Source organism: Maribellus maritimus, assembly GCF_022267315.1.
GTDB lineage: Bacteria > Bacteroidota > Bacteroidia > Bacteroidales > Prolixibacteraceae > Draconibacterium > Draconibacterium maritimum.
Map to the genome: position 1 here is coordinate 308,464 of NZ_JAIKLE010000001.1, position 17,701 is coordinate 326,164.

Genomic DNA, 17,701 nt, shown 5'->3' on the forward strand with positions numbered 1-17,701 from the left:
AATCGAAAGGCAATGCAGTGTATTGCCTTTCTTTTTTGTAAATTGCAAAACCTCACCACCCATTGTATTATTTAATATTTATTGATGTAAAAAATTATGGTAAACGCAACAGTTAAAACAATTGAACTCGCCGACGGCAGAACAATTACCATTGAAACCGGAAAACTTGCCAAACAGGCCGATGGTTCAGTTGTAGTAAAAATGGGTGAAACCATGTTGCTGGCCACAGTAGTGTCAGCAAAAGAAGCAAAAGAAGATGTAGATTTTATGCCGGTATCGGTTGATTACCGTGAAAAATTCTCGGCTGCAGGCCGATTCCCCGGCGGATTTCTAAAAAGGGAAGGAAGACCAAGCGATGACGAAATTCTTGTTGCGCGTTTGGTTGACCGGGCATTACGTCCACTTTTCCCCGATGACTACCATGCAGAAACTGCAGTGATGATTTCATTGATTTCTGCAAACAAAGAAGAAATGCCAGATGCCTTGGCAGGATTGGCAGCTTCTGCTGCAATTTCTGTTTCCGACGTTCCTTTTGAAACCCCAATCTCTGAAGTCCGTGTAGCAAGAGTTAATGGGGAATTTATTGTAAACCCAACGCGCTCACAAATGGAAGAAGCTGATCTGGAAATCATGGTTGGTGCTTCATTTGACAACATTATGATGGTGGAAGGAGAAATGCAGGAGGTTTCAGAAGAAGTGATGCTTGAAGCCATAAAAACGGCGCACAATGAAATAAAAAAACAGTGTAAAGCACAAGAAGAACTGGCAGCCGAACTCGGTGTAGTAAAACGTGAATACAGCCACGAGAACAACGATGAGGAACTTCGTGAAAAAGTAAAAGCAGAAACATACGATGCCTGCTATGAAGTTGCAAAGAAACAAATCGCAAACAAAAGTGAACGTTTGGAAGCTTTTGAAGCAATATGCGATGAATTTATTGAAGCTTACACCGAAGCAAATGCAGAAAACGAAGAAATAGACCTGGAACAACATATTGGTTTAATAAAAAGATATTACCACGATGTTGAAAAAGAAGCTATGCGCAGAATGATTCTCGACGACGGCATTCGGTTGGACGGAAGAGCAACAAACGAAATTCGCCCAATTTGGGGTGAAATCGATTATTTACCCGGAGCCCATGGTTCTGCTATTTTTACCCGTGGTGAAACTCAGTCTTTAACTTCGGTTACATTGGGTACAAAAATGGACATCAAAAAAATTGACAATGTAACTTTTCAGGGCAACGAAAGTTTTTTATTACATTATAATTTCCCTCCGTTTTGTGTTGGAGATCCCAAAACACCGCGTGGAACAAGCAGACGCGAAATTGGACACGGAAACCTTGCTTTACGGGGATTGAAGAATATGATCCCTGAAGATCTTCCTTATGTTGTGCGGGTTGTTTCCGACATTCTTGAATCAAACGGTTCATCATCGATGGCAACGGTTTGTGCAGGAACAATGGGATTGATGGATGCTGGTGTGAAAATGAAAAAACCGGTTTCAGGAATTGCAATGGGGTTAATTACCGATAAAGGTTCTGACAAATACGCAGTTCTCTCCGACATTCTCGGAGACGAAGATCATCTGGGCGATATGGACTTTAAAGTAACGGGAACAGTCGACGGAATTACAGCCACACAGATGGATATTAAAGTTGATGGGCTATCATACGAAGTTTTGGCGCAGGCCTTGCAGCAGGCAAAAGAAGGCCGTTTGCATATTTTAGGGAAAATGCTGGAAGTAATTCCGGAACCCCGCGCCGAATACAAACCAAATGTTCCGCGTATCGAAACCATTCAGATACCAAAAGATATGATTGGTGCAGTTATCGGACCGGGAGGTAAAATTATCCAGGCCATTCAGGAGGAAACCGAAACCGTAATTGTTATTGAAGAAAAAGAAGACGTTGGCTATGTTGAAATTTCGGGTGCAGGGCTGGAGCCAATTGAAGCAGCAAAAGCAAGAATTAAGGCGATAACAGCAATCCCCGAAGTTGGAGAGGTTTATACCGGAAAAGTAAAATCAGTAGTTTCTTTTGGAGCATTTATCGAAATACTTCCCGGAAAAGAAGCACTGTTGCACGTTTCAGAAATGGACTGGAACAGGGTTGAGTCGGCAGAAAAATTCACTAAAGAAGGTGAAATGATGGAAGTTAAACTTATTGGTGTTGATGAAAAAACCGGCAAGTTAAAACTATCAAGAAAAGCCCTTCTTCCAAAACCGGAAGGATATGTTGAGCGTCCTCCAAGAGGAGATCGTCCACCCCGCAGGGACAACCGGAACGACGACCGCAGAGGAGGCGACCGAAGGAACGATCGCCGTGGCGGCGACCGAAGGGACTTTCGCCCGCGTCGCGATAATGACTAAAGTAAGCGAAAATAATATAAACGCTCTGTCAACCGGCAGGGCGTTTTTTATGCCCATTGTATTTGTTATGTAATAATTACAACATCCGAATATGTGACTAAAACCAATTCTGAAAAACTGCAAACATGATTCCCTTCCGAAGAAATTAATTGTGAAAGAACAACATAACAAAAACCGCTCAAAACAGAGTCTTTTTGTCTTCTCTCCTGACTATATTTCCATATTTCCAAAAAATTAAACACTGGTACCGGCATTATTTTTACCTTTGAAACTGGTTTTAAAATCTACATTAATGGAAAGCTGGGCAACAAAAACAATTGCTGAGATTGACAAAAATCTTGAAGGAATCAGGGACAAGGAAATCCGTTTTTACAGGGTTGAAGAACTCAAACGAAACATAAAAAGAGTGGGAGAATTCTCCTCAAGTTGCCCTTATTGCCAAAAAGAAAAGCTGAACATTACCGAGGTTACAAAAAAAATAAATGAAGCGATACAAGTACCCGGAAAAAGCCGGCGCGAATACGACAGGTTGATTAGTCGTCTTTCAAGCCACATGCATAAACAACATGGTTTTATTACACCTTATTATTACACCTACCTGTTTTCTTTTTTTGGAATGGTTGCAGGCCTCCTGATAGGTTATATTTTGCAAAAATTTATACCAGCCCAAAACTGGGAAATGCTTATACTTGGTTTTGTACTGGGTCTACTTCCAGGGTATTTTGTTGGTTTTTTTAAAGACAAAAAAATCCGTTCAAACAAAAAACTGATGTAATTTTAAACATCAAATATTCTTTTCAAAATAGATAAAAGATCACTTTCAGGAATATTCTGGCAAATGCAATTTTTAGTTATTGAAGGAAATATAGGAGCAGGAAAAACAACGCTGGCAAAAATGCTGGCAGAAGAATCAAATGCCAAGCTTATTTTGGAACAGTTTGCCGATAATCCGTTTTTACCAAAATTTTACAAAAATCAGGAAAGATATTCCTTCCCGCTTGAACTTTCGTTTTTAGCCGACCGCTACAACCAAATAAAAAAAGAAGTCCTCAACCTCGATCTTTTCCATTCGATGCTGATTTCTGATTACTATTTCTCAAAAACTTCAATATTTGCCCAAAACACACTAAAAGACGACGAATACAGGTTATTTCGGCAGATTTACGACATCGTATCAGAATCGATGCCCAAACCCGATTTGTATGTTTACATTCACACCAATGTTCAGAATCTGTTAAAAAACATTGAAATCAGAGGTCGAGATTATGAAAAATATATCCAACCCGATTATCTTGAAAAAATAAAACAGGGATATTTCAACTTTTTTAAACAAGTTCATAACTTCCCCGTTTTAATCATCGATACAAATAATTTGGATTTTGTAAAAAATCACGAACATTATATTCAGTTGAAAGAGGCAATTTTCAATAACAAGTATAAAAAAGGGCTAAACCGATTAATATTGTGATAAAAACTCGTTTAGCGGCTTTTTTATAAAAAAAAGCTTGTTATTTTTGTGTGCTAATTGGAACAAATTTTAAAATTTTAAATATTGTCTGTTATGAAAGAACTCAACTTTAAACCTTTTATGCTTGTAGCAGTGGCAGCAGTGCTACTTTCGGGATGTGCAGGGTTGCAAAAAATGAAAAAAAATGCTGATCAGATTCAATTTAAGGTAACCCCGGAAATTCTCGAAGCCCACGCCGGTGATGTGGATGTTGCTATCGATGGTCGATTCCCAGCAAAATATTTTAATAAAAAGGCCACTTTGGTTGCTACTCCGGTTCTGAAATATGACGGAGGCGAAACCAAGTATGAACCAGTTACTGTGCAGGGAGAAAAAGTGGAAGCGAATAACAAAGTTATCAGTTATACAACTGGTGGAAGTTTTAGCTACAAAGATGCCGTTGAATATGTCGACGACATGAACAAATCTGAACTCTATGTTTACATGACTGCTTCAAAAGGAGCTAAAACATTGGATTTTGAACCAATCAAAATTGCTGATGGTGTGATTGCTACCAGCGAATTGGTTATGAATTATCCAAAACCGATTTTGGGTGTACAACGTGAAGAAAATACTTCGGGCAAATATGATCCAAATATTGATGCTTTCCAAAGAATTGTTCCAGACGAAATGGTTGCTGATATTCACTATCTCATCAACCGTTCAAATCTTCGCAGAGAAGAAACAGAAGGCAGCGACGTGAAAGCGCTGGAAGATTATACCAAAAAAGCAAATGAAGAAGAACGTATCGACCTTAAAGGTGTTGAGGTTTCAGCTTACGCTTCTCCTGATGGTGAAATTGATTTCAATACGGATTTAGCTGCTGACAGAAAAAATACTTCTTCTGCGTTCCTTGCAAAAAAACTAAAAGAAGCTGGAGTTGATATTGAATTAAAAACCAAATATACTCCGGAAGACTGGGATGGTTTTAAAGAGTTGATGGAAAAATCAAATATTCAGGATAAAGAATTGATTTTGCGCGTACTTTCCATGTACAATGATCCTGAGGTTCGCGAACGTGAAATCAGAAATCTTTCTGAAGCATTTACTGACGTAGCTGACGAAATTTTACCACAATTGCGTAGAGCAAAACTGGCTACCAGCGTTGATTTGATTGGAAAAACAGATGAAGAACTGATGGCTGCGGCTAAATCAAATCCTTCTTCTTTAAATCCAGCAGAATTATTGTACGCAGCAACTTTATTTGAAGATTTGAACGAACAACTTTCAATATATAATTCATTTATTAAAGTTTATCCGAACGACTGGAGAGGACCAAACAACGCAGGTTATGTTTTGGTAAAACAAATGAAATACGAAGATGCAAAACCAATGTTTGAAAAAGCAGAACGTTTGAAAAACAATGAACCGGTTGTTAAAAATAACCTTGGCGCAATTGCTCTTTATGAAGAAAAAGTTGATGAAGCTGAAACATTGTTTGGAGCTGCTTCAGGCGCAGGCGACGAAGTAAATTACAACCAGGGAATTGTTAGCGTTAAAAATGCAAATTACGATCAGGCTGTAAGATATTTCAGCAAATATGAAGACGTTAACACTGCATTGGCAAAAATATTAGCCGGTGATAACAATGGTGCTTTGAAAGATTTGGAAGCTTTTGATAATCCAAACTGTTTTATGAAAGAATACCTGAAAGCAGTTATCGGAGCACGCACTGCAAAAGAAAACCTGCTTCTCGAAAGCCTTCAAAAAGCGGTTGAAATCAATCCTGACCTGAAAGACAAAGCAAAAAACGATATCGAATTTGCAAAATATTTCGATAATCCAAAATTCCAAGCAATTGTAGGATAACAATAAATAAACATCATATTATGAAGGGCAATCTGAAAAGGATTGCCCTTTTCTATTTTAAAAACACCCCTGCTCCCCAATTTTATCAGCAACCTTTTCCCGCTAAATTACATCTAAAAAAGTATGAATGCCATACTCCGGATTTTGGCCCTTTGTACCTCTCTTGCAATGCTGCTTCCCTTGCAGGCTTTTGCTCAATATTCGTATTGGGGACGAACCAGTGATTTGGCAACAGAAAGGCCTATTGCTGATGTTTCCATATTTCATAAACGCCTGACGATTGAAATTACTTCTGACAACAACGGTGCCTTTGCCTGGGATTTTAATAATCCGGAAAAAGAATCAAAATTTCAAATTGTATTTAACATGTTTTTTTCACCACCCGAAGAAAATGTACTGTTACAACTGTTTACTGTTGATGGAAAGCGAATCCTACAAACCGGAAAATTGGGCCAGGGTGGAACTTATCTTTTGCCATATCTGAAAACGGGAATTTATATTCTACAGGTGGTTTCTGAACACCAGACAGAAACGTTAAAACTTTATTCAAACGGCACCGAAATTATACTCCTTCAAAATCTATATACTCATAAAAATTCGCCAATCCGGGATACCGTTGTTTTTTCCAAAGAAGGTTATTATAGTGCCGAAATCATTGTACCCTCCACCGACACAATCATACACGCAAAATTACTTGCAAAATCAGAAAATGATGTAAACTATTTAAACGGGCTGCCCGACTATAATGCCTTTAATCTTTTGCAAAGCAGCCCTTTTATCACCAACCAGGGAGACGTACAATCAGTAAAATTTATATACAGTGAAAAGGAAAACCTTATTTATTATATGAACAGCAAACGTTATGAGATTCATTATTTTTTTGCTGAACAATTCCTGGGATATAAAAAAGGACACTACCATTTTAATATGACGCAATACTCCAACTCCGGTCAAAGATATCTTTATCCGGGTGAGATTAACTATTACAAATCATTAAATAAATATGTCATCCGGTTTTATGCCGGCGACGAAATGAATTGTAATAAAATACAGGAGATTTTCGAAAAAATACATTCCTCCACGTATCTGGCCGGAAAACTTTTTTTATACCCAAACAACTCAAAGTGGGAAGAATGCAGCAGTATCCCCATTATTACATCCGACGAATTATTTGAAGGACAAAATTATCAGGCACTGAACCTTGCTGAAGGTTATGGCTATTTACGAAAGGTTAAGCTGAATGAACTCAATGAAACCTACCTGGGCAAACATGATATTATTATTCTGAGCGGTATTCCAAACGATGTTTCTGTAGTTTCGGGAATAATCACGACCGAATTTCAAACGCCGCTCAGCCATATTAATATCTTAAGCCACAACCGTGGTACTCCCAATATGGCTTTGCGCGATGGCTGGACAAATCCAAAACTCGATTCGCTGGCCGGGCAGTTAATTTACCTGAATGTGCTTGCCGATTCATTTGTTGTAAGAAAAGCAAACCTGGAAGAAGCCACTTCATTCTGGCAGCAAAACGAACCACAGGCAACAACAGTACTGGCAAAAGACGAAAAAACATCAGGCCTTGTTAATCTGACAGAAGTTAACCACTCCGCTGTAAATTTAATTGGTGGCAAGGCAGCTAATTTTGCCGAACTTCTGAAATTGAGCAATCCAAAGATTCCCACTCCGGAAAATCCTTTTGCCATTCCGTTTTATTACTATTCGCAGCATATAAAAAATAATCAGTTACAAACATTTATCGAAGAACTTCTGGCTGATCAAACATTTAAAACCGACCAGGAATACCGAAAAACAAAACTCGAAGAATTAAGAAACAAAATTATTGATGCACCAATAGACCCTGCCTTAGTCAATATGGTAAGTGAAAAAATCGAAAATTTTAAGGATTTTGATGCCTACCGTTTCCGCTCCTCAACCAATGCCGAAGATCTGGAATTTTTCTCTGGTGCAGGCTTGTACGATTCCTATTCCGCAAAAAAAGATCACGATACCAAAACCATTGAAAATGCCATTAAAAAAGTTTGGGCCAGCTTATGGAATTTCAGGGCTTTTGAAGAACGCGAGTACTATAAAATCGATCACCTCTCAACAGCAATGGGAATATTAATACACCGCTCCTTTCCCGACGAAGATGCTAACGGCGTGCTTATTACCAAAAACCTTTACAATATAAATCCGGGGTTTATTGTGAACGCCCAGTTTAAAGAATACAGTATCGTTTTTCCCGAGCCCGGAGTTTTGCACGACCAGGTCATCTTATATACCTACTCTCTCAGCGAGTCAGACAATTTCACCATTGAATATCTTTCACATTCCAATATTGAAGAGTTTAAAGGCCAAAATGTGTTAACAGATTCCGAACTATACCAGCTTGGAAGATACTGTATGCATATCAAAAAACACTATTTCTATGAAGTACCACACTCGTGCAATTGCCTTTTTGATAAATTTGGATTGGATATTGAATTTAAAATCGATTCTCCAAACGGGAAAAGAAAGTTATACATTAAACAGGTTCGTTTATACCAGTAAATATGTAAAAAATCCTTTTTTATCTTGGCGATAAACCCTATTTTCCGTTGCAAATAAATTTTTAGCACTATTATGGAATACATCAACAATTATATTGAAGAAAACAAAGATCGTTTTTTGGAAGAGTTGTTTGGATTAATCCGGATCCCTTCTGTCAGTTCGATCAAAAGCCATAAACCCGACATGTACAAAGCAGCTGAGTACTGGAAGGAAACGCTGTTAAAATCAGGAGCTGATAAAGCGGAAGTTTTTGAAACTCCCGGAAATCCGGTTACCTATGGCGAAAAAATTATTGACACCGCTTTACCCACGGTTTTGGTTTACGGACACATGGATGTAATGCCTGTTGACCCAATTGAAAAATGGAATTCCAATCCTTTTGAACCGGAAATTCGCGACGGTAAAATATACGCACGTGGAGCCGATGATGATAAGGGACAAAGTATGATGCATGCCAAAGCATTTGAGCTGATGGTAAAAACCAATACACTCCCATGTAACATAAAATTTATGATTGAAGGCGAAGAAGAAGTTGGTTCGCCAAATCTGGGAAAATGGTGTGAAGAAAATAAAGAAATGCTTGCTGCCGATGTAATTTTGGTGTCGGATACAACAATGCTTGCTCCCGACACTCCGTCGATAACAACAGGCCTGAGGGGCCTGGCCTATTGGCAGGTGGAAGTTACCGGTCCGAACAGAGATTTACACTCTGGAATGTTTGGTGGTGCCGTTGCTAACCCAATCAATGTTCTTTGTTCAATGATTGATAAGATGGTAGATAAAAAAGGAAAAGTTACTATCCCCGGTTTTTACGACGATGTTCTGGAAGTTTCCTCAGAAGAACGTGAACTGCTGGGACGTGCTCCTTTTGATGCAGAAAAATATAAAAAGGCAATTGATGTAAAAGAGCTGGCCGGAGAGGAAGGATTTTCCACAACTGAACATACCGGAATTCGTCCTACTTTTGACGTTTGCGGGATTTGGGGCGGTTATACCGGTGAAGGCGCTAAAACTGTTTTGCCTTCAAAAGCATATGCAAAAATTTCGTCGCGTTTGGTACCCAATCAGAACCACCTGAAAATTGCTGAACTTTTTAAAAACCACTTTGAAAATATAGCACCAAAATCGGTAAAAGTAGAAGTTACATCACTTCACGGCGGACAGGGCTATGTTTGCCCCATTGATATTCCGGCCTACCAGGCAGCAGAAAAAGCTTATACCGATGTTTACGGTAAACGACCGGTGCCGGTTCGTTCGGGTGGAAGTATCCCAATTATTTCAACTTTTGAAGAGGTACTGGACATAAAATCGGTGCTGATGGGGTTTGGACTTGAGTCGGATGCTATTCACTCTCCCAACGAAAATTACCCTCTGGAACAATTTTTTACAGGCATCAAAACCATTCCGCTGTTCTATAAATATTTTGCGGAAATGAACAAATAATACTAAATTGTAAAATATAAGAAGAACCGCCTTTTTTATGACGGTTCTTTTATTTTTACTGAAAGTCTATATGTTTTTTAAAAGGTGTAAATCCCGTCAGGTAAACACACTTTCCATTTGGTCTTGGCAGAGCTCCTCTTATTTCGGTCCATTCATGAGCAGCATTTCCTGGGCCAAATTTAATTTTATCATCTTCAACCTGGTAAAATCCATTCTTTGCTCTCAAAAGAAATACATCTTCTGCCTCTGGCACCTTCTTAACCTCCTGCAAAGTTCCTTCATTCCGAAAAGCCAGCTCTATGGCAAATGGAACATTTTCATTTCCTTCCAAATCGAAATCAAGGGTAAAAACACCTTCATTCTCAGTTACGACAACCTTCATTTTTAAATGCTGAACTTCACTTTTTTTCCGACGTTTCCGATCTTCATCAAAAGGGATTTCATAATTAGGCTTTTCTCCCTTAGGCAAAGGTTGAAAATAGCCCCAATCAAAACTCCAGTTTAACTCAAAACCATCGTTTGTACGGTTTATTCTTTCAGACTGGAACTGTCCGCGACCAAAAAATGCCGAAGCCAGCCGAACCGATGCGAGCACAGCTTTTCCTTTACTCAACGTAAAAAATGTGGGATTGTCACCAAGAATCGTTGCGTCTATATTTCCCCGGCGAATACGCACAAGATTAGAGTGTTTAAACTCTTTTACATAATTCCGGGGTAATTCATCCGGGGCCGGTAATTCTTTCCCCAGCTCTTTTGTGGTAAGAAAATAGGGTAAATAGGTCAGCAATTTTTCAGGAACCGTACTTTCAATCTGGCGTACCATTGCACTAAAACGCCCGTCGTTAAAGGTAAGCGCTGCCATGCGGTAAGGAATATAATAGTGTTCCATAAATCCTACCCTGAATTGATCCTGTCGGCCCGATGCTTCGGTGGCTACCTCTCCATTCGGATGCACATAATAAAGCGTCATTTCCAAATTTTTCCGGACAATATCCATTAATTCCGGGTGGCCCGCCAAAAGGGATATATATATTAAACACCGGTTGGTTAAAGGGGTGTAAATATATGTGCTTCGTTCCTCGTACTGCCCGTCGGCATCAATATCTACACCTTCCTGCAACCACTGGTCTATTCGTTCTAAATAACGTTCATCAGGGAAAAGCGTATTTAGCCTGGCCAGCGCCATACTCACAACCCAACGGTGGTTTGGCGTATGAATCCCTCCAACAACAAATGCCTCCCCTGCATTTTTTAAAAATAGCTCCAGAGGTCGCAGCAAACTTTCCTTCTGAGGAAACTGAAGTTGTTTTAGTAAATCATAACTGGCACACAGCGGCTCAACCACAAAACCGGTATCAGGTGTAGAATGAAAATTAGTGGAAAGCAAGTCAATGGTTCCATCCGAATGCTGAACCTTCAAAAGGTATTTTATTGCCATTTCCATCTTGTCCAACAGTGAATTATCCAGATAATATTTCGATTTAGGTTGAGAATAAGCAATGGCCAGTGTTTTAAACAATCCACCGGTTGACTGCGGTGTAACTATTTTCCAGGTATCGTAAACACCGCCATAATATTTGGAGCTTGTGTCCCGGTTTTGTAGTGCCGCAATCTTTTCTACCTGCTCATCGTTTAGCAGAACAAGATTATCAACAAGTTCCTGAAAACCGGAAAAATCAGGAAACGGATGAGTTGCCATTAATGTAGTTGGCGAAATAATTCCTGTGGTAATAAGTGAAGCGGCTCCTGTATAATGAAGAAAATCACGTCGGTTCATAAGAAATGATGTTTCAACCAAAGATAGGTTTTTATACTGAAATCATTAAATTGAAAGATAAAGATGATACAATTTTTAATCGTATCAAAAAAGGTAGTATTCATAAAACTGTGTCAGTGGCTGTTTGAAAGATAACATCCCCGACACATTTTCAATTTTCGCCTCTTTATTGTAAGTTTGGAACCGAATCAATTATACCTGAAATGTCCGGAAGAATCATTTTAATGCTACTAGTCGCTTTGTTCATTACATCATCATGTAAAACAGATATCGAACAGCCAAACATTGTTTTTATTCTGGTTGATGACCTGGGATGGGCGGATGTTCAATGCAACTACCCGGAAACATTTTATGAAACACTCCACATTGACCAACTGGCGAAAAGTGGTGTTCGTTTTACACAGGCATATTCCGCCAACCCGGTGTGCAGTCCCACACGCGCTGCTATTATGACCGGGAAACATCCCAACCGCGTGGATATTACCGATTGGATTCCCGGTGCCGACCCGAGAATGCGCCCCTTGCTCGGGCCACAGGACAGAAATGAATTGGCTTTGGAGGAAATTACGATTGCAGAAAAGCTAAATAAAGCGGGATACCAAACCTGTTTTATCGGGAAATGGCATTTGGGTGACGAGGGATTCTTTCCGGAAGATCAGGGCTTTGACATCAATATTGGAGGACACGAAAAAGGAAGCCCTCCGGGAGGTTATTATTCGCCGTACAACAACCCCAAACTAACTGACGGCCCGAAAGGGGAATACTTAACCGATCGGCTGACCGATGAAAGTATCCGGTTTATTACAAAAAGTAAAGACAATCCTTTTTTTCTTTATCTTGCCTATTACACAGTTCACACGCCCATTCAGGCGTCAAATAAACACATTGAAAAATACCGAAAAAAACGTGAGAGTCTGAATATAGAGCAGGTTCCGCATAAAAAGGAAGGGGAAGGTTTTACAAAACTCTTACAGGAAAATGCGGACTTTGCATCGATGGTGGCAGCAATGGACGAAAATGTAGGACGTATTGTTGAAACACTCAAACAACAAGGGTTGGACCAAAATACATGGATTATTTTCACCAGCGACAACGGCGGGCTTTCCACGCTTTACCGGGAAAATGCCCCAACCAGCAATGGTCCACTGCGTGCGGGAAAAGGCTGGTGCTACGAAGGCGGAATCCGTGTTCCGCTAATTATAGCAGGTCCGGAGGTAACAAATCCGGGAAGAACGGAAAATACGCCGGTAGTGAGTATGGATTTCTTCCCCACCCTTTTAAACCTGGCTGAAATTGAACTGCTCCCATCCGACGGCGTTGATCTTTCACCCATTTTAACCCAAAACACAACTTTAACCCGCGACGAGCTTTTTTGGCATTATCCGCATTATCACGGGAGTGCGTGGAAACCAGGTTCTGCCATCAGGAAAGACACGTGGAAACTGATTGTGCATTATGAAGACAATAAGATTGAGCTATTTAACCTGGATAGTGATCCAGGGGAAACAACGGACATTTCCACAACTCACCCGGAAAAAGTAGCTGAGCTAAAAAAGCTTCTGGATAAAAAGCTGGCTGAAACAAATGCCAAATTTCCGGAACCCAACCCGGATTACGCGCCGAGAGATTAAAAATGAAATCAAGCTTTCCGCTTATCCCAAAACCAATTTTAATTTCTACAATTCAATAAACCGACGTCGGATTTTAGATTTTTATCAGTTCCAGATACATCAGTTCCACATTTCCCCAGTTTTCCTGAACAGGTGTTAAAGAAATAATTTTGTCGTCGGTCTCGGTTATCTCAATTTCACCAAGATTAACGATTTCAAACTTATCATTGGTTGCCGGTATTTCAGCTTCCAGACTTTTATCTCCCATTTTAATATTCAACTTGCTGTTTTTTTCGGCTTTTACCAATACTTCTATTCTGTAATTCCCGGCCTCAGCGGCATTAAACATCCATTCCAGACGCGCCCGGTGATCTACCCAGTTTTGAATTACCGATTCAGTTCCGGAACCGGAAAGAACGGCATGTGTTCCGTATCCCGGATTATGAATATCAGCAAAATCTGCGGGCATTAGAATCTTTCCATCTTTTAATGACGGCATATTGCTGGTGATTTCCATTTTTTTACCCGTTTTCACAACAACAACCGTATTTATCGGGTCAAAAATCACTGACGGCGCATGAATCAACAGATCTTCCCCTTCAAATTTATAGGAGAATTTTTGCTTTTTGTTGGTTAGCAAATACACGTCCTTAATACGAGCATCCAGTCCGGGTACACGAAGAACTCCATCTCTTGGCCAATCAAAAACATGCAGATAAAGCAGGTTGCCCGACTCAGCTTCTTTTGTAGTACAGCGCCCCCAGGGAAGTTTAAAAAACGGGCTTGCAGAGGTACCGTATACCGACTCTCCATTTTTTTGCATCCACTGCCCTATTTCCTTTAAACGTTCCACACTGGGATCCGGAATCAATCCTTCGGCAGTTGGACCTACATTCAGCAAGAGATTTCCACCTTTGCTGGCGATGTCAACCAACATTCGAATTAAAGATTCCGATGATTTCCAGTTGTCATCGTTCTTTTTGTATCCCCAGCTGGTGTTCATGGTCATACAAACTTCCCAGTCGTAATCGAGCCCGGTTGGTGGGACATGTTGCTCCGGTGTTGAAAAATCCCCCGGCCATGGCCGGTACAAACGATTATTGGTTAATATTTCGGGGTATTTGTCAACCTCGGCCTGCAAGGCTTTTGCCGCTTCTTCAGTCATTCCGCGCGGGGTATCCCACCACAAAATATCAAGGCCACCATAATTTTCCAGTATTTCTTTAACCTGCGGAACCGCTTTCCCGTTGATGTAATTCATTAATGGTTCACGTTTTAAATCCGGATCCCAATGCGGCTCTCCCTGTTCAATGTTGTAATAGGTGCCACCCGGCTCGTGCCAGTCCTGCGCCTGCGAATAATAAAATCCTAAACGAATGCCGTATTTTTCACAAGCGTCGGCCAGCTCTTTTAACGGGTCACGATCAAAAGGTGTAGCATCAACAATATTGTATGAACTGGCTTTGGAATGAAACATGGCAAACCCATCGTGGTGTTTCGAGGTGATAACAATATATTTCATCCCGGCAAACTTGGCCAGTTTTACCCATTCTTCTGCATTGTATTTCACCGGGTTAAATTCTTCGGTCAGCTTTTCATAATCCTTTACAGGAATTTCAGCACGTGCCATTATCCACTCGCTTATTCCCGGAATTTCCTTGCCTTCCCATTCACCGGCCGGAATAGCATATAATCCCCAGTGAACAAACATACCAAATCGTGCATCTCGCCACCACTCCATTTTTGCATTCTGGGTTTGTGTTGCTTCATCTTTTTGCTCCTGATTTTTGGGAGCACATGAAAGGATAAGGAACAGAATTCCCAAAAAAAGTCCAAGCTGTTTCATTTTTTCAGTTTTGGTTGCACCGTAAAATTACTAGTATAATTTTCAGAATAAAAATTACATGCTCTTTTTATTTTTGAAGATCACGTTCTTTTCCACCGCAAATAAATCTGCGGCTAAAACTTCAACCTGTATTCCAAACCTAAAATATGAATTGAATTTTTGTCGCTGAAATAGTTTTGTAAACGATAATAAGCACCCACCCGGTGTAAATCCCCAATCTTTCTGGTAGCTCCGATATCAATTCTTGACTTATCGAATTCTTTGTCTGTCAGATTCTGAAACAGTTCAAAGCTGGCAAATGGTCTGATTTTATTGCCTTTGATATCGTATTCCAATTTTACCCGCGGTCTTAAATATTTTTTGTCTGAGTCATCTTCTTCCAGTTCGAGATAATTGGTATAACGGCCCCTGATAGAAGCTTCGAACCTTCCAAAATCTTTCTGTAGCGTAGCATCAAAAGCAAACCTTCCGAGGGTTTCATTGCCTTTGTTTTTTATGTTGGTATTCACACGATATAGGACAGCAAAATCCAAAAAATTGAGAGGAGAATAGCTAAGTTTCCCGTCAAACATGTATTCATCAACTGTAAAATCATCCTGAAAACGGATTTCAGGAATAAAACTTATTTCAAATTTATCGAAAAATTCTTTTGAAAATTCAAACTCTATCCAGGTTCCATACTTTTTGGTTTTTGAAAAAGAATTTAATGCAACAAAACCCAGAACCAACAATAAAATCAATCTTTTCTGCTTCATTTCTTTTCCTGTTTAGTTGAATTTTTCACATCGAAATAAATCATTATCTGCGCTACATCACGAAGAAAATCAATCTTTTCAACCTGATACCTCTTTATCTTAATCCCTGTTCTGCTCTCCAAATCAACAACAAGCTCCTTTTCTTTTTCCTTATGAAGATTTTCGATGTTTTCATAAATAACCAGCAATGAATCTTCCTGGCGTAACATCAAAACCTTTTCAAGTGTCCACAAAGCACCTACAAGCAAAACATTTACAAAAGTAAGTTCGATATACCCCAAATGCGCTTTTGAAAGTGCGTTTATAACTGAAACTGCAATAATTACAAAAAGATAGGTCATTTCCTTTATCGGAATAGTATCGGTTCTGTACCTGATAATCCCAAAAATGGCAAACAAACCAAGTGCGAAGCCCAGTTCCAGTTTTACATTTTCCAACAAAAAACAAAGTAGGAAAACAGCAATGCTTATGGCGAAATAACTAAAATAAAAATCTTTACGTTTACTGTTGCGCGCATACAAGAGCACAACAACAACAAAGGTGGCTGCCAGGTTAAATCCAAAGCGAATAGCCATAAATAAAAAGTCATCTATCTGTGTCGGTTCAATTCCAACTATTTGCAGTGTCTTCATTTTCTGTTGGGTTATTTTCTTTTAGTTTTTGTAAAAAACGCAGTCTGGGTTTAAATGCATTTTGTTTAAGCGAGGGTTCAAGCACGGCTCTTCCTGTGCAATATTTAGACAAACCGCGCTGTCTGATTTTCATTTCGCGCAACAACAAAACCATGGGCGAAGATTTTAAGCTACTCCCGCGTTTTAGCTCAAAAATCACAAGATCATCAAATTGAATTTCGCTTTTGGTGTTCCAGAATTTTGGTTTCAAATCGATGGTACACCTGTCTGTTTTTTGCTTATGAACAAGCGTTATCCTGTAAAACCTGTTTTTTAATGCCGGTTGGAGGTTTTTGTTTCCAAAAGGAGAACTTGTTTCCAAAAAATTGTCTTCTGTTCGGGATATTTCAGAATTCTCAAAATCTGTCGCTATTCTTTCTTTTATTGTACGGCACTTGTTATTCTTTAATTTTACTTCAAAAAATCCGGTATTTGAATTAACATAATTTCTCCGGCGTATTTTATACCGGTTCAATTTTTGGTTGTGATGGGTCAAATACATTTCATTCTTTTCCGTATCGAAATATGTTGTGTGGTATTCCATCAGTCTTTGCCCTTCTATTTCCAGAATACGATAAAAAGGAAAAGCCTTTTCCAGCAGTCCGGGCAATTGTGCCAAAGTAAACCAATATTTTCGGTCTATCCTGTTCATCAGCTTTATCTCCGTGGTTTCGCCGAGCAAAACAGGCTCAAATTTTGCCAATATGTTGACTATTCGGTTCAAGCAAATTATTGGTTTGTTATTGTTGCAACAAAAATGTAAAAATTAAATTACATACTCGTTATTTGAGTTGTTGATATAAAACATTAATATCAGAACTTTGTGACCACATCAGCCCTGTCAGGTTATCCGTAATTGTTCCCCGCCATTATCTGTATAGTCTGGCTCTAGAGGAATAGAAGGCATCCTGTCGGTAAAAAAGGCTCACCAACAGCAGGTGTTGAAATGACATCAAAGTCGTCGTAAAATGTTGTCTGATTGGTGCCAACAATTGTATATAACAATTCCGGCACCGGTAAATTATCCTGTTCTTCCTGTTGCTGCGGCAAGATTTCATCTTCGTTGCAAGCACCATCCGAGATAAAAACGGCAAGAATTATCGTTGTCACCCCTCGTGTTTTCGTCTCCGAAAATCTGTTTACTCTTGTTTTCCTTGTTTCCATAATAACCTAATTCATGTTTTCATACGCCAAGTTTGCTATCTTAACTCTCAGAGAAAAAAAGGAATCAACCAATCAGGGAATTTTATAAACGAATCGGAGTTTTTCAGGTAAAATCTAAAATATTATTCAACTGAATAAATAAATAAATGAATTCAACACGTTTTCTTTTAAAAATTATATTTGTATACAGAAATTG

At 39.4% G+C, this 17,701-nt stretch carries 13 protein-coding genes; 7 read left to right on the plus strand and 6 right to left on the minus strand.

Going from position 1 to position 17,701, the window contains the following annotated elements:
- Window positions 1-96: 96 nt before the first annotated feature.
- The 6 genes from K5G00_RS01315 to K5G00_RS01340 all read left to right on the plus strand — a co-directional run bounded on the left by K5G00_RS01315 (window position 97) and on the right by K5G00_RS01340 (window position 9,682).
- Window positions 97-2,370, plus strand: a complete 2,274-nt coding sequence (locus K5G00_RS01315) for a polyribonucleotide nucleotidyltransferase (RefSeq protein ID WP_238763589.1) — start codon at window positions 97-99, stop codon at window positions 2,368-2,370.
- A gap of 292 nt (window positions 2,371-2,662) precedes the next feature.
- A complete protein-coding gene (locus tag K5G00_RS01320; protein ID WP_238763591.1) occupies window positions 2,663-3,145 on the plus strand; it encodes a SoxR reducing system RseC family protein in 483 nt (160 codons plus the stop codon).
- Between the two features lie 63 nt (window positions 3,146-3,208).
- Window positions 3,209-3,838 (plus strand): deoxynucleoside kinase, encoded by a 630-nt coding sequence (locus K5G00_RS01325; protein WP_238763593.1) that lies wholly within the window; start codon window positions 3,209-3,211, stop codon window positions 3,836-3,838.
- Between the two features lie 93 nt (window positions 3,839-3,931).
- Entirely contained in the window at window positions 3,932-5,686 is a 1,755-nt protein-coding gene (locus K5G00_RS01330) for a tetratricopeptide repeat protein (RefSeq protein ID WP_238763595.1), read from the plus strand.
- Window positions 5,687-5,809: 123 nt separating this feature from the next.
- Window positions 5,810-8,239 carry a PEP/pyruvate-binding domain-containing protein gene (locus K5G00_RS01335; protein WP_238763597.1) on the plus strand — a complete coding sequence of 810 codons (2,430 nt, stop codon included), beginning with the start codon at window positions 5,810-5,812 and terminating at the stop codon, window positions 8,237-8,239.
- Window positions 8,240-8,311: 72 nt separating this feature from the next.
- Window positions 8,312-9,682 carry a dipeptidase gene (locus tag K5G00_RS01340; RefSeq protein WP_238763600.1) on the plus strand — a complete coding sequence of 457 codons (1,371 nt, stop codon included), beginning with the start codon at window positions 8,312-8,314 and terminating at the stop codon, window positions 9,680-9,682.
- A 55-nt stretch (window positions 9,683-9,737) separates the two neighbouring features.
- Here K5G00_RS01340 and K5G00_RS01345 read toward each other — a convergent pair whose 3' ends face one another.
- Window positions 9,738-11,459: a hypothetical protein gene (locus K5G00_RS01345; protein WP_238763602.1), complete on the minus strand. Its 1,722-nt coding sequence runs from the start codon at window positions 11,457-11,459 to the stop codon at window positions 9,738-9,740.
- Window positions 11,460-11,662: 203 nt separating this feature from the next.
- Between K5G00_RS01345 and K5G00_RS01350 the strand changes: the two genes are divergently transcribed.
- Window positions 11,663-13,090, plus strand: coding sequence for a sulfatase (locus K5G00_RS01350; RefSeq protein ID WP_238763605.1), 1,428 nt, complete (start codon window positions 11,663-11,665; stop codon window positions 13,088-13,090).
- Between the two features lie 73 nt (window positions 13,091-13,163).
- Here the strand turns inward: K5G00_RS01350 and K5G00_RS01355 are convergent, their stop codons facing one another.
- From K5G00_RS01355 to K5G00_RS01375, 5 genes are all read right to left on the minus strand, one after another.
- Window positions 13,164-14,915, minus strand: coding sequence for an alpha-L-fucosidase (locus K5G00_RS01355; RefSeq protein ID WP_238763609.1), 1,752 nt, complete (start codon window positions 14,913-14,915; stop codon window positions 13,164-13,166).
- A 113-nt stretch (window positions 14,916-15,028) separates the two neighbouring features.
- Complete coding sequence (locus K5G00_RS01360; RefSeq protein ID WP_238763611.1) at window positions 15,029-15,670, minus strand: DUF2490 domain-containing protein; 642 nt, start codon at window positions 15,668-15,670, stop codon at window positions 15,029-15,031.
- A complete protein-coding gene (locus K5G00_RS01365) occupies window positions 15,667-16,302 on the minus strand; it encodes a DUF4956 domain-containing protein (protein WP_238763615.1) in 636 nt (211 codons plus the stop codon). Before K5G00_RS01365 ends, K5G00_RS01360 begins: the two co-directional genes overlap by 4 nt.
- On the minus strand, window positions 16,274-17,065 hold the full coding sequence (locus tag K5G00_RS01370; protein WP_238763617.1) for a polyphosphate polymerase domain-containing protein: 792 nt from the start codon (window positions 17,063-17,065) through the stop codon (window positions 16,274-16,276). Before K5G00_RS01370 ends, K5G00_RS01365 begins: the two co-directional genes overlap by 29 nt.
- 164 nt (window positions 17,066-17,229) lie before the next feature.
- Complete coding sequence (locus tag K5G00_RS01375; RefSeq protein WP_238763619.1) at window positions 17,230-17,505, minus strand: hypothetical protein; 276 nt, start codon at window positions 17,503-17,505, stop codon at window positions 17,230-17,232.
- Between the last annotated feature and the right edge of the window lie 196 nt (window positions 17,506-17,701).